Origin of the sequence: Vibrio lentus, from assembly GCF_030409755.1 — a bacterium.
Classification (GTDB): domain Bacteria; phylum Pseudomonadota; class Gammaproteobacteria; order Enterobacterales; family Vibrionaceae; genus Vibrio; species Vibrio lentus.
Genome location: NZ_JAUFQE010000001.1, coordinates 1,555,956 through 1,568,862 on the forward strand (window position 1 = coordinate 1,555,956; position 12,907 = coordinate 1,568,862).

12 protein-coding genes and 1 pseudogene are annotated in these 12,907 nt (G+C 46.7%); 4 read left to right on the forward strand and 9 right to left on the reverse strand.

Annotated elements, in window-relative coordinates:
- The first annotated feature begins 12 nt into the window (after positions 1 to 12).
- From QWZ07_RS06525 to QWZ07_RS06540, 4 genes are all read left to right on the forward strand, one after another.
- On the forward strand, positions 13 to 414 hold the full coding sequence (locus tag QWZ07_RS06525; RefSeq protein WP_192852459.1) for a hypothetical protein: 402 nt from the start codon (positions 13 to 15) through the stop codon (positions 412 to 414).
- 337 nt (positions 415 to 751) lie between these two features.
- On the forward strand, positions 752 to 1,270 hold the full coding sequence (locus tag QWZ07_RS06530; protein WP_076667195.1) for a hypothetical protein: 519 nt from the start codon (positions 752 to 754) through the stop codon (positions 1,268 to 1,270).
- Positions 1,271 to 1,313: 43 nt separating this feature from the next.
- Complete coding sequence (locus QWZ07_RS06535; protein WP_192852460.1) at positions 1,314 to 1,670, forward strand: MerR family transcriptional regulator; 357 nt, start codon at positions 1,314 to 1,316, stop codon at positions 1,668 to 1,670.
- Positions 1,671 to 1,730: 60 nt separating this feature from the next.
- Positions 1,731 to 2,111 (forward strand): carboxymuconolactone decarboxylase family protein, encoded by a 381-nt coding sequence (locus QWZ07_RS06540; protein ID WP_102307733.1) that lies wholly within the window; start codon positions 1,731 to 1,733, stop codon positions 2,109 to 2,111.
- Positions 2,112 to 2,223: 112 nt separating this feature from the next.
- On the opposite strand, the pseudogene QWZ07_RS06545 reads toward QWZ07_RS06540, so the two are convergent.
- The 9 genes and pseudogenes from QWZ07_RS06545 to QWZ07_RS06585 all read right to left on the reverse strand — a co-directional run bounded on the left by QWZ07_RS06545 (position 2,224) and on the right by QWZ07_RS06585 (position 12,902).
- A pseudogene (locus QWZ07_RS06545) lies at positions 2,224 to 3,106 on the reverse strand (AEC family transporter).
- 286 nt (positions 3,107 to 3,392) lie between these two features.
- Positions 3,393 to 4,727: a guanine deaminase gene (gene guaD / locus QWZ07_RS06550; protein ID WP_192852461.1), complete on the reverse strand. Its 1,335-nt coding sequence runs from the start codon at positions 4,725 to 4,727 to the stop codon at positions 3,393 to 3,395.
- Positions 4,728 to 4,786: 59 nt separating this feature from the next.
- Positions 4,787 to 5,668 (reverse strand): xanthine dehydrogenase accessory protein XdhC, encoded by an 882-nt coding sequence (xdhC, locus tag QWZ07_RS06555; RefSeq protein ID WP_017630713.1) that lies wholly within the window; start codon positions 5,666 to 5,668, stop codon positions 4,787 to 4,789.
- Between the two features lie 54 nt (positions 5,669 to 5,722).
- Positions 5,723 to 8,113, reverse strand: coding sequence for a xanthine dehydrogenase molybdopterin binding subunit (gene xdhB, locus QWZ07_RS06560; protein WP_192852462.1), 2,391 nt, complete (start codon positions 8,111 to 8,113; stop codon positions 5,723 to 5,725).
- Complete coding sequence (gene xdhA / locus QWZ07_RS06565) at positions 8,106 to 9,551, reverse strand: xanthine dehydrogenase small subunit (protein ID WP_192852463.1); 1,446 nt, start codon at positions 9,549 to 9,551, stop codon at positions 8,106 to 8,108. The genes xdhB and xdhA overlap by 8 nt, the downstream gene beginning before the upstream one ends.
- Before the next feature lie 467 nt (positions 9,552 to 10,018).
- Positions 10,019 to 10,753: a GntR family transcriptional regulator gene (locus QWZ07_RS06570; protein ID WP_017061609.1), complete on the reverse strand. Its 735-nt coding sequence runs from the start codon at positions 10,751 to 10,753 to the stop codon at positions 10,019 to 10,021.
- A gap of 194 nt (positions 10,754 to 10,947) precedes the next feature.
- The gene (locus QWZ07_RS06575) at positions 10,948 to 11,634 is read right to left on the reverse strand and encodes a DNA-3-methyladenine glycosylase I (protein WP_017067459.1); all 687 of its coding nucleotides are present in this window, start codon (positions 11,632 to 11,634) and stop codon (positions 10,948 to 10,950) included.
- Between the two features lie 102 nt (positions 11,635 to 11,736).
- Positions 11,737 to 12,234, reverse strand: coding sequence for a GNAT family N-acetyltransferase (locus QWZ07_RS06580; RefSeq protein ID WP_192852464.1), 498 nt, complete (start codon positions 12,232 to 12,234; stop codon positions 11,737 to 11,739).
- A gap of 41 nt (positions 12,235 to 12,275) precedes the next feature.
- The gene (locus tag QWZ07_RS06585) at positions 12,276 to 12,902 is read right to left on the reverse strand and encodes an HD domain-containing protein (RefSeq protein ID WP_192852465.1); all 627 of its coding nucleotides are present in this window, start codon (positions 12,900 to 12,902) and stop codon (positions 12,276 to 12,278) included.
- Positions 12,903 to 12,907 lie beyond the last annotated feature (5 nt).

The following is a 12,907-nucleotide window of genomic DNA, read 5'->3' on the forward strand; positions in this document are numbered from 1 at the left end:
TAGAGTGTGACCATGGATAGTATTCAAAATAATATGGACAAAAAAGACATGCTTGAAAAAGTTCAGGATATTGCTTCGATTAACGGGTTGGAATATGAAGTGAGCGGGAATGTTCTTAATCTTAAACTAGGCAGAGCCGCAGGAAAGATTAAGATTAAATACGATTACGTTACGCGTTCATACGTTTACAACTGCAATGAATATGCTGCTGGCTTTTCCAGTCTCATTTTCTTTGCTCTTTCGTTCAATACTCTGTATCAGGTCGACCACCAAGTATGGTCTGGCTACGTCGCAGGTTTGATGTTTGCGGTGGCAGTATTTAATTTGATCCAATTAGTGTTGTCTCACGTGCAAATGTTAGATCTTAAAGCGCAGCTAAGAGAAGTCGGTATCTATCTAAAGTCTGCTGCATAAGAGCCTTTAGCACCTTGTGTATCGTGAACAACTCAGTAATCGCTGAGTAATGAGTGGTTAAGCCCTGCCATTGGTAGCTACTTGCTCAAATAAACAGCGCCAACTCCAATTGTTGGTGCTGTTTTTACTTTCCTCTTACACTCTTTTCTAACATCGAACCTAGTATCGAATTACTCTTTGTTATACAGGCAAGTCTCTCATTATGAAGAACTTCTTTGATAGCGAACTCATGCTCTCTAGCTCTTTGAATTTCGTTTTGCTATCGCTTGGGCTAACGCTCCTTTTTCATCTTCCGATTTGGTGTGGGTTCAACTTGAGCCGACGCAAATGGAAACTTATGGATTATTTATGGCCGTTTCTAGCGGGTATCGGGATGCTGGGTGCAGTGTCTGAGATTCGTGCGAAAGTAGCGGGTGATTGGGTTGAAACAGAACAAACCAGAGCGGTAGCGATTTTAGAGTCGGTTCAGCAGTTTTCTTTGGATAAGCTGAGAAGTGATACCTGCACCGGTCAACCATCTTTGGATAATCACGCTCAGCACCATGAAGCGTGTTTGTGGTATTTGAATACGGCAATTACGTTCAAAGATGTCGATTTCACCTTGCTACCGAATGCATCGGATTTTACGGTCCCTGCACCTAGCGTTTCGTTGGTGGAAAGCGACGCCGTGTGGGTAAGCGGCATGTTGAGCCAGTATGAGAAGCAGAAAAACCAATACATAAAAACCAGAGAAGCGCAGGTGAAGCAGCCATTAGAAAGCATCTTCTGGTATGTGAGTCCTTACTTAGTTTGCTTCGCTATTGCTTTGCGTTTGACGAAAGTGACCGCAGAGCTCAAATTAGATAAGTGCGCATAGTTTGAGTTCCTAGTTCTTATACCCAGATAGAAAAGGTGAAGTAATGAATGTGAGTGAGTTTTCTCGGTTGGTGGGTTTGTCCGCCCATACGCTTCGCTACTATGAAAAAATCGGCTTGTTGAAAAATGTTCAGCGGAACAGTAGCGGCCATCGAGTCTATACATCGAAGGACGTCACTTGGATTGAGTTTGTGAAGCGGCTGAAAGACACCGCAATGCCACTGGATGAGATTTTAGAATACGCAAAGCTAAGGGAGTTAGGGCCAGAATCTGTTTCGCAGCGCCAAGTGTTACTCGAACAACATCAACAGAATTTGCGAGCCCATATCGAAGAGCAACAAAAGCATCTGGCAGCGCTAGAGGAAAAAATTAGTTTGTATCGAGATGGAAAAGTCCGTTGACTTAGAGTTGACTCTAACTTGTAAGGTGTTCGTGTGAATTATAAATACAGGAACAGACTCATGAATCAATCACGTTTTGAAACTGGCTTAGAAAGACTGAATCACATCGACGGAGATGCAGGGCAACAGGTTATCGAAAGCCTGCAAGATATCTGCCCTGATCTTGCTAAATATACTATCGAGTATCCCTTTGGTGACATTTATTCGCGCCCCGGTTTGGATTTGAAATCACGAGAGATCGCGACCGTCGCAGCCCTTACCGCACTCGGTAATTGTGCCCCTCAGCTTAAGGTGCATTTGAATGCGGCACTCAATGTAGGATGCAGCGAGGAAGAGATTAAAGAAGTGATATTGCAGATGTCGGTGTATGCGGGATTCCCTTCTGCATTAAATGGCATGTTCGCATTTAAAGAGGTGCTTGCGGAGAGAAACACAGCCTAAGATATACAGGAAATATATTCTGAAAAAGGGAGCGTCAACTTTGCTAAGTTGCGCTCCCTTTTTATTGATCGGCTGAGTTTTAAAAGTCGTAAACCTGAAGGTTCGCGGTTCTTTAAGACGACATAGACAGCGCGAACGACAACAAAATAGGCAAGGTGACCACACTCAGGAAGTTGCCGAACAACACCATAGACGCGACCTTAGGCGGCTCGACATTGAAGCGTTCTGCAAACAGGTAGTTCATCACGGCGGGTGGCAGCATGGTGAACAGCACCATCATTTGTAGGTGTAGCGTTGGCAGCGGGATAAAGAAGTAAATGATGGTAAAGGCTATGGCTCCTGTAAACAGCGATTGGGCGGTACACAATAAGCCGACCTTTAATCCGCTTAACCTCAAGTTGACCATTTGCGATCCCAGCGACAACAGCATGATAGGCACGGCAGCTTGGCCGAGTAGCGATGTGGCTTCGTAGATTGGATTCCACACTGCAATGCCAGACAGGTTGAGCGTCATCGCCAATGCAGCGGCCAAGAATATCGGCATTTTGAGGATCTGTTTGATCGGATTACCGTCGCTCAATAGCGCTAAGCCAACACTAATATGGACACATGCCGACACCACAAACAGCAGTACAGCAGGGGCTAATGCGCTCTCGCCAAAGGTATACGTGAACAGAGGAATCGCGAGGTTGCCACTGTTGCGAAACATGTGTGGTGGAGCCCAAGCTTTGAAGTTGAGCTTAAAGATCTTACAGATTGGAATCATCAATAAAGCAGGTACCAACACCGCGACCAAAGAGGCGGTGATGAGTGGCAGTTGCTCGGTATCGAGGGGCATGGTGGTCAGCGAGGCAAACACTAGTGCAGGAATACACACATCCATGTTGATCCGATTGATCGGTTTGAAATCGGGCTTGAGCCAACGACCGACCGCAAAGCCAGCACTGGCTAAAGCAAAAAACGGGAAACAGAATGCTGACGACCTGTTCGAACATAGAATTCCTTTCTAGATTGGGTGCTTCCATTCAGCTGAGAAACGAATGTTTTAGAGAGATGCCAAACGAAGCATAAAATCGATATGTATAAACATTAACCTATCAATATAATGACTTGGCGTCACCGAAGATCGTTGTCTGAAAGCGGTTAATTTATATTTCTTTGAATGAAGCACAAAAAAGACCAGTGGCATCAGCAACTGGTCTTTAAAGGCTAGATAAATCTGGACGGATTTTTAATTAACGACGGCAGTCGCTGTCTAGCGATTGTTACTCGGTTTTAAGCCTAACTAACGAGCTTCTTGTAATCTTTGAAGTTCACATCGTAGGCCTTTTCGCCGTAGATGTAAGTCTCGCTGACGGTTCTGTCGTCACCCAAGCTCATTAGTACAAACAGCTTTTCTTCAAGCTTGGTAGCTTGTTCCATTCTAAAGCGCATTAGTTGTGTCGCGTGCAGATCCAACACGACGAAATCTGCTTCTTTACCGACTTCTAGGTTACCGATCTTGTCTTCTAAATGCAGCGAACGTGCGCCGCCAAGAGTTGCTAAGAACAGTGATTTGGCTGGGTGCAGTTTCTCTTGTTGAAGCTGCATGATTTTGTAGGCTTCGCTCATGGTTTGCAGAATTGAGAAGCTGGTGCCTGCGCCTACATCGGTACCCATGCCGACACGAATGCTGTGTTCTTCCATTTTCGGTAGCTTGAATAAGCCCGAGCCCAAAAATAGGTTTGAAGTTGGGCAGAAGGCGATGGCAGAATCGGTATCCGCGAGGCGTTTGCATTCGCAATCTGATAGATGAATACCGTGCGCGAATACCGAGCGTTTGTGCAGCAGACCATAGTGGTCATATACATCTAGGTAACTGTCGCGCTCTGGGAACAGCGATTTCACCCACTCGATCTCTTTCTCGTTTTCAGAAAGGTGAGTGTGCATGTATACGTCTGGGTACTCTTCTAGCAGTTTACCTACGGTTTCGAGTTGTTCTGGTGTACTGGTTGGTGCGAAACGAGGTGTCACGGCGTAATGCAGACGGCCGCGCTTGTGCCACTTTTCGATCAGCTCTTTTGAGTCTGCATAGCCTGATTCTGGAGTGTCGGTGAGGTAGTCTGGCGCATTGCGATCCATCAGAACCTTACCCGCGATCATACGTAGGTTACGCTTCTCGGCTTCTTCAAAGAATACGTTAACCGACTCTTTGTGTACCGTGCCAAATACGAGTGCCGTGGTGGTGCCGTTACTTGCCAATTCGTCTAGGAATAGCTTCGCCACTTTGTGTGCGTAAACTGGGTTTTTGAAGCGCTTTTCTTCTGGGAAGGTGTAGTTCTCTAACCAATCAAGAAGCTGCTCACCGTAAGACGCGATCATCCCTGTTTGAGGGTAGTGGATGTGCGTATCAATAAAGCCAGAGGTGATCAGCTTGTCTTTGTATTGTTTTACTTCGAGTGTTTTAGGTTGGCGAGCCAATACTTCGTCCGCATGGCCTAAGTCGACGACATGGCCGTTCTCAACCACTAAAACACCGTCTTCAAAATAGTCGTAAGACTCATCGATGCCGACATCTTTTGGGTCGGCGACGCTGTGTAAAATACTGGCGCGATAAGCTTTGCGTTGCGTTGTCATGTTTACTTCCTTTTAATGACTTCAGCGACGTTATGGCCACTGAAGCTTTGCGACTTTTATTAGGCGATCTTCTCTTCCAATGGTGGTTCGCCTACGTCGCTTGGTTGACTGTGTTGATCGGTCAAATCCTGATTTCGATATTGTTTGGTTGGGCGCTTTTGTTCAAGGGCTTGGCCTTGATAGTGTGCGATCAGTTCACCCGCAACCGACACCGCAATTTCGGCAGGGTGTTTGCCATTCACAGCGCTAATACCAATCGGGCAAATCATGGTTTCAATTTGCTCTTGGCTATAGCCGCGTTGCTCTAAGCGGAAGTCGAACTTCTTGCGCTTAGTCAGAGAACCAATCATGCCAAAGTAACGGCTGTCTTCACGGTCGATGATGGCCTTAGTTAGGTCAAAATCGAGCTGGTGGTTATGCGTCATCACAAGGTAGTAGCTGTTCGGTGGCATGTGTTTTACTTCACCGACTGGATCGTCTGAGACAAGCTTCTTCACACCATGTGGCAGCGTTTCAGGGAATACTTCTTCACGTTCATCAATCCAGGTCACGCGGAAGGGTAGGGTTGCGACAATGTGGAGCAGTGCTTTGGCAACGTGGCCAGCGCCAAACAGCACAAGGTGGTTCTGCTGAGTGCCAATTGGCTCAAAGCTTAGTGTTGCCATACCGCCACAACATTGGCCTAAACGAGCACCGAGGTTGAAGCGCTCCACTTTGAGCGATTTTTCGCTGGCAATCAGCATTTCACGCGCCATTTTAGTGGCCACATGTTCAAGGTGACCACCACCAATCGTAGCGATGATTCGGTCACGAGTGACAAGCATCTTGGTGCCCGCATCGCGCGGAACAGAACCTCTGTCTTCGAGCACCGTCACCATTACACACGGTTCGTAGTTCTCTTCCAGTTTTGCCAGTTCGTGAATCCAATTATCCTTAAACATATGTCCTCCTAAATCCCTTTTTATGCTTCCCAAGCTAAACGATCGATATGAGCCCTAAGCCGTTTCTGATTGAGCATCGACCGAAGTCGGAACCGTTTCAGTGACTTCCTGAATCGCCATCAGAATACGCTCTGGTGTCGCAGGTGTGTTGAGCTTAGGAATCGCGCCATCGACGGCGACATAGCTAATCGCGTCTTTCAGTGCGCTCCATACCGACATACCCAACATGAAAGGCGGTTCACCCACGGCTTTCGAGTTGAATACGGTGTCTTCTGGGTTGTTACGGTTTTCTAAAAGGTGCGTTCTGAAATCAATTGGCATATCAGCAATCGCAGGGATCTTGTAACTTGCAGGGCCATTGGTCATCAAGCGGCCTTGCTGATTCCAAACTAACTCTTCCGTCGTTAACCAACCAACACCTTGCACAAAGCCACCTTCGACTTGGCCGATATCAATCGCAGGGTTCAATGAAGCGCCCACATCATGCAGAATATCGACACGCAGAATCTTGTTTTCACCGGTTAAGGTATCGACGATAACCTCTGAACAAGATGCTCCGTATGCGTAGTAGTAGAACGGGCGACCGCGCGCTTTCTCGTGATCGTAATAGATCTTCGGAGTGCGGTAGAAGCCAGTGCTCGATAGCGAGATTTGGTTAAACCAAGCCAGTTCAACAAATGAGTTGAAGGTCATGATCTCATCGCGGATCTGCACCATGCCGTTCTTAAATACCACCTCTTCAGGCCACACTTTGAAGTGCGAAGAAGCGAAGTCGATCAGGCGCTGCTTAATGGTCATTGCGGCGTTTTGCGCGGCCTTACCGTTGAGGTCGGTGCCCGATGAGGCTGCGGTTGGTGATGTGTTCGGAACTTTGTCTGTGTTTGTAGCGGTGATCTGGATACGTTCGACATCGACTTGGAACTCCTGTGCAACGATTTGTGCCACTTTGATGTTCAAGCCTTGCCCCATTTCCGTACCACCGTGATTCAAATGAATACTGCCATCGGTGTAGATATGGATGAGCGCACCAGCTTGGTTCAAGAAAGTCGCAGTAAACGAGATGCCGAATTTGACTGGTGTGATAGCAAGGCCTTTCTTCAGGATAGGGCTTTGCTTGTTGAACTCGGCAATGCCTTTACGACGTGCGTGATAGTCACTGCTGCGTTCAAGCTGTTCGGTTATCTCAGGTAAAAAGTTGTCTTCAACGGTTTGGTAGTAATGGGTCACGTTACGGCCTTCTTCGCCGTAGTAGTTCGCCTTACGTACTTCCAAAGGATCTTTTTTCAGGTAACGCGCAATCTCGTCCATGATGTGTTCAATGGTCATCATGCCTTGCGGGCCACCAAAGCCACGGTAAGCGGTATTCGATGCGGTGTTGGTTTTGCATCGATGACCCACTACAGTTGCATCACCTAGATAATAGGCGTTGTCTGAGTGGAACATCGCTCGGTCGACGATAGAACTTGATAAGTCTGGTGAGTAGCCACAGTTACCTGCAACGGTAATGTCGGCACCTTGAATCACACCATTGTCGTCAAAACCGACCGTATATTGATTGTAGAACGGGTGGCGTTTACCGGTTTGCTGCATGTCTTCACTGCGCAGCAAACGCATTTTTGTAGGTCGGCCTGTAAGGTGGGCAATAACCGCAGCCATACATGCTGGAGAGGCCGCTTGAGTTTCTTTACCACCGAAACCACCACCCATACGACGCATATCAATCACGACTTTGTGCATCGGTACGCCAATCACTTCCGCAACCAGTTTTTGAACTTCGGTCGGGTTTTGGGTCGAGGTGTAAACGATCATGCCGCCATCTTCGGTTGGCATCACGCTACTGATTTGGGTTTCTAGGTAGAAGTGCTCTTGGCCGCCGATCTCTAGATCGCCAGAGATCACGTGTTTTGCTTTTGCCAGCGCGGCTTTTGAGTCACCACGTTGTTGCGTGTGGCTTTCTGTGACGAAGTGTTCTTTCTTTAGTGCTTCTTTTACATCAAGAATCGCAGGGAGTTCTTCGTATTCAATGATTGCAGCTTGTGCGGCTTTACGTGCGGTTTCTAAATCATTGGCAGCTACGGCAATCACAGGTTGGCCGTAGTATTCTACTTTTCCGTCTGCAAGCAGTGGGTCACCCGGTAGGATGGCGCCGATATCTAGCTCACCCGGTACGTCTTTTGCTTGAATGGCAATCGCCACGCCTTCGAATTCGTAACACGGTGATAAATCTATCTTGGTGATATTCGCGTGTGCTTGAGTGCTCAGGCGTGCGTAGACGTGTAGCTGATTTGGGAACTCTAGGCGGTCATCAATGTATACCGCTTCGCCCGTTACTTGCTTGGCTGCACTGTCGTGTTTAACGCTTTTACCTACGCCAGTTTTTAGGTCTTGTTTTGCAATGGTAACCATCTCTTCGTGGGTCATCGCATGCTCGTGTGATTTAGACATAAGACGTTACCCTTGTTTCGATTTGGTTGTTTTTGTTCTGTTGTTCAATGAAGTAACGACGCAACATATTGGCTGCCGACAATGAACGGTATTCTTGGCTGGCACGGAAATCAGATAGCGGCTCAAAGTCGTTATACAGTTCCTGCATCGCTAACTTAATATTAGCGTCTGTCCACGGTTTGCCTAATAACGTATTTTCACAACGCGCCGCGCGCTTAGGTGTTGCAGCCATACCGCCGAAAGCGATACGAGCGTAAGAAACCTTGCCATCTTCGATTTGAATATCAAACGCACCACACACCGCAGAGATGTCATCGTCTAAACGTTTAGACAGTTTGTAAGCTCTGAAGCTGTCGTTAGTTGGCTTAGGAATGATGATCTGCTCGATGAACTCACTCTCTTTCTGCGCCGTCACTTTGTAGCTGATGAAGTAATCTTCAATCGGCATGGTGCGAGACTCGTCGCCACAACGAAGTTTGATCTTCGCGTTCAGGGCAATCAGCAGAGGAGGGGTATCACCGATAGGTGAAGCATTGGCCACATTACCGCCGATGGTGCCTTGGTTACGCACTTGCAGTGAAGCAAAGCGATGCAGCAGTTCACCAAAATCTGGGTAGTGCTTTTTCAGTAGTGAGTAAGAATCACTGATAGGCAGGTTGGCACCAATGATTAAATCGGTGTCGGTCTCTTCACATACCTTCATATCTTCAACAAGATTTACGCTGATCAGTGTTTCAATCTCACGATGGAATTGCGTCACTTCCAGCGCTAAATCCGTACCGCCAGCAACCAGCTTAGCGTTCGGGTGGGCTTGAAAAAGCTTGGCCAGCTCATCAGTGCTTTTCGGGGAAAAAGCGGTGAGGTGACCAAGGCGTAAGTTGGCTTCGGTGTCTTGAATACCTTCTAGCTTCTTGATGGTGTTGCGTTCAAGTTCAGCAAATTGGTCGATCAAAGGTTGGTCTGTCGAAAGCGACATCGCAGCATCAACAATTGGTCGGTAGCCAGTACAGCGACATAGGTTACCCGCCAGTGATTCTATGACGTCTTCTTTGCTCGCATCGGGTTTGTTCTTGCCTAGCGCAAACATCGACATGATGAAGCCAGGTGTGCAGTAACCACACTGTGAACCGTGAAAATCTACCACCGCTTTCTGCACTGGGTGCAAAGAGCGATCTCGGTTTTGTAGATCTTCTACGGTGATCAGTTGCTTGCCATGCAGTGCTGAAACGAAAGTTAGGCAAGAGTTCACCGAGCGGTATTGCAGCTGTCCATCAACCACTTCACCCAGAACTACCGTACATGCACCACAGTCACCCGACCCACAACCTTCTTTGGTACCCGTTTTATTAACCTTGGTACGAAGGTAGTTGAGCACTGTCATATTTGGCGACAGATTATCTTCACGTCTTATTTCCTGATTGAGCAAAAAAGTAATCAAGAGACCTCCTTGTAAATCGACATATTTCCATGTGTATTCTTTTTGACTTCTAGGTCAATAATTATCCATCCTGACCCTGTGGTCAACTATTTATTTACAAAAATGCAACAAAGAGAGCTTGTGGTAAATTGTATACAATTTAATTTTGGTCGTAGTCGTCTGTTTTATAAGGGTTTGGATTGAGAGTGAACAGTTTTATGGTGTGAATGAATGGATAGCTATGTATACAAGATAAAGACAAGATTTATGGCACTGTTGGGAGTGGTTCTGTAGAGGCTAAGATCGTTGTTGAGGCTAGAATAGATAGTGTTTTAGATGGATGTGAGCCGATCGTCGTCTTTATTTTTAGGGGAGAGGGCATAAAAAAGAGAAGTAAACGCAGAGGCTTACTTCTCTCCTGTTTTGTTAACAAAAAGCTGTTAACAAAAAGTTGTTAACGGATGGTTATCAATCACTTGTTGAATCTTCTATGACTTGCTCTTAAGCAGATCTGAGAACACGACATGCAGATCACTAGAAGCTGTGCTGCTGTCTAGGTTGAGCTTCGAACGAATATGGCTCAGGTGTTCTTGCATCAATTCTACGGCTTGTTGTTCGTTGCCTGACTCTATCGCATCCAGTAAGCCTGAGTGTTCGTCTAGAGAACAGTTCGAGTGGTTGCCCGTTTCGTACTGAGCGATCAGCAGTGAGGTTTGCGATACCAAGCTGCGTTGGAAAGCCAGCAGTGGCGCGTTCTCAGCCATTTCAGCCAATTTGATGTGGAACTCACCAGATAGACGTAAGCCAGAGCCGTAATCACCTTGGTCGAAAGCACAGTTCTCTTTCGCGACTAATTTTCTGCATTCTTCTATTTGAGCTTTGGTTGCGTTTTTCACCGCCAGCTCAGTGATAGCAATTTCCATCACTTCACGTGCTTTAAAGATTTGTTTGGCTTCGTCAACCGTTGGCGCAGCAATCACGGCTCCTCGGTTAGGACGGATCACCACAACTTGTTCTAAAGAAAGACGCAGTAAGGCACGGCGGATAATGGTGCGGCTAACGCTAAAGATTTCTGCTAACGCTTCTTCGCTTAATTTGGTGGCTGGTGGCAGCCTTTGTTCTAGTATCGCGTCGAAGATATGGCAGTAAACAACATCGTCTTGAGTCTGGCCTGTTACTTTCGTTTTTACACCTTTGGAGACAGAGTTTTTGAGAACTGTCATAGAGATAAGGACCCTTGTTTAGTCGAGTTGAGTTGGTCGAGAATAATTCATGAGTATTACTCTATATTGTATACATTTATCTATACAATGCCACCGGATGAAAGTGCGATGCACGCTTATTTGTTAATGACTTATAACATTTTGTTTGCAGGGAACTGTGTGCAATCTTTAGCTTTAAGCCATTTTTAATTTAACTAAACTCGATTATCACCGCAGCTGTAGGCAACGATTTGGCTGATTTCGCTCAAGCTACGACCTGACTGTTGTTGCCATTCGTTGAAGGCTTTACCCGCTGCCAGTTGTGCTCGCTTGGTGTTACGACCGCTATCCACCACATCGGTACTGCGTAGGTGTGCTTCAACATCTGATGACAAGATGAAGGTATCTTTACCCATTTGGCGCAGAGTGTAGGCGCCAGTATTACCGCCTAATCGCTTGCCGTGTTTTTTCAGGTAATCCCAAAGTTCAGTGATACGTTCTGATGGCCAATCGGCAACCATTTGCGAGAATGAATCGGCTTCACGCTTGGCGTTGTGGATCATGGTGGCATTGGCAGGGATGGTCATCACCTTAGTAAGGTGACGAATAATGCGCGGGTCTTGCGCTTTCTGTTCCCACATTTCATTCGGCAGCATCAGCATTTTTTCGATATTGAATTCAAAGAACACTTCTTCAAATTGCGGCCATTTCTTTCTCACTACATTCCATGAAATACCACACTGGAATACTTTTTCAGTAAAGGCGGCTAGCCAACGATCGTCGGTGATTTGTGATAGCTCGGCTTGTGAAAGGGGCGCACGAACAATCTTTTCGAGTTCGGCTGCTCCGCCTTTGCGGTGAGCTGCACGTTGATAAATAGTGTCGAATTTTTCTTGGGTCATTGAAGGTTCCAAATTACATCTGTGTATCTTGAGTGTGTAGCCAATGCTTAATGATATGGGGTTGAATCTAGCAATTAAAACCAGTTTGTTGATCAAAACAAACTAGCCGAGCTTTAATTCCATTTGATACAGGGGCCACGTTTTGCCATTGAACTCTTTGACGCTCGGCTCTTTGTCTACCACTTGAAAGCCGGCTTTGTCGTAGCATCGTTTCGCACCATAGTTTTGCTTGAATACGGCTAAGGTGATGGTGGTGACATCTGGTATTTCTTTCGCCGCTTCTAATGCACTTTCTATCATGGACTGCCCAAGCCCTTTACCACGTTGGCTTGGGTGAATCGCGACTCGGCAAAAGCGAAGCTCACTGTCTGACATACGCTGAAACTCCATAAAGCCAAGTAATTCATTGGCATTCGAGTTAGTGCTAGATGTGGAGAATGTGTAAAGCTCGACATGGGGCTCTTGAGAACGTTCAATGATGGAGGCGGCTTCTAACGGCCAACCAAAGGTTCGTCCGCCCCATAGTACGTAGTCTTCGAGTGATGTGAACCAAGTGACGATCTCGTCGGCGTCGGATGCTTTAAAGCGCTTTATTTCCATATCCTTCCCTCTTCCTTATCGTGTGTCTGTTTTCTAAGCCGTTAAGCTTCTGTCGCTAATTGAGCGAGAAAACCACGCATGTAATCGGTGCGCTTATTGGCTTCTAACTTGGCGGATTCTGTATTCATGGTTCCGGCTAGCTTAAACAGTTTCACGTAGAAATGGTCGACGCTGTAATGCTTGTCATCCAAGTCACGATGTTCAGCGAATGGATCTTCGTGGTTATAGAGTTCAGCGTTAAAGCTTTGACCGACGTACAGGCAGCGTGCAATACCAATCGCACCGAGAGAATCTAGGCGGTCGGCATCTTGGACGATTTGAGCTTCTAACGTTTCAGGTGTGACGTTGGCGCTGTAGCTGTGCGTGACAATCGCGTGATGAATTTCATCAAGGTAGGGTGCAGGATACTCGATAGATTTGAGGAAAGAGATGGCCTTGTCTGCCGCCATTTTTGAGCTTTGAGCGCGGTCTGGGTGGTTCTTTGGAAAGGTGAAGCAATCATGAAGGTAAGCGGCGGGCAGCACGACTTCAAGCTTAGCTTGTTCTTGAGTACATAAAGCCTTGGCAGTTTTGACTACGCGCTTAATATGGCTGATGTCGTGCGCGGCATCTTGTGTCATCTCTTGTTGCGCAAAATCAATCAGTTGGCTTTCAAATTTTTCTATCACGCGTC

Excerpts from the sequence above, each read along its gene's own strand:
- QWZ07_RS06535 (WP_192852460.1), top strand. The coding sequence starts at position 1,314 with ATGAATGTGAGTGAGTTTTCTCGGTTGGTGGGTTTGTCCGCCCATACG.
- QWZ07_RS06525 (WP_192852459.1), top strand. The coding sequence starts at position 13 with ATGGATAGTATTCAAAATAATATGGACAAAAAAGACATGCTTGAAAAA.
- QWZ07_RS06540 (WP_102307733.1), top strand. The coding sequence starts at position 1,731 with ATGAATCAATCACGTTTTGAAACTGGCTTAGAAAGACTGAATCACATC.
- QWZ07_RS06530 (WP_076667195.1), top strand. The coding sequence starts at position 752 with ATGGATTATTTATGGCCGTTTCTAGCGGGTATCGGGATGCTGGGTGCA.
- QWZ07_RS06580 (WP_192852464.1), bottom strand. The coding sequence starts at position 12,234 with ATGGAAATAAAGCGCTTTAAAGCATCCGACGCCGACGAGATCGTCACT.
- guaD (WP_192852461.1), bottom strand. The coding sequence starts at position 4,727 with ATGACAACGCAACGCAAAGCTTATCGCGCCAGTATTTTACACAGCGTC.
- xdhB (WP_192852462.1), bottom strand. The coding sequence starts at position 8,113 with ATGTCTAAATCACACGAGCATGCGATGACCCACGAAGAGATGGTTACC.
- QWZ07_RS06570 (WP_017061609.1), bottom strand. The coding sequence starts at position 10,753 with ATGACAGTTCTCAAAAACTCTGTCTCCAAAGGTGTAAAAACGAAAGTA.
- QWZ07_RS06575 (WP_017067459.1), bottom strand. The coding sequence starts at position 11,634 with ATGACCCAAGAAAAATTCGACACTATTTATCAACGTGCAGCTCACCGC.
- xdhC (WP_017630713.1), bottom strand. The coding sequence starts at position 5,668 with ATGTTTAAGGATAATTGGATTCACGAACTGGCAAAACTGGAAGAGAAC.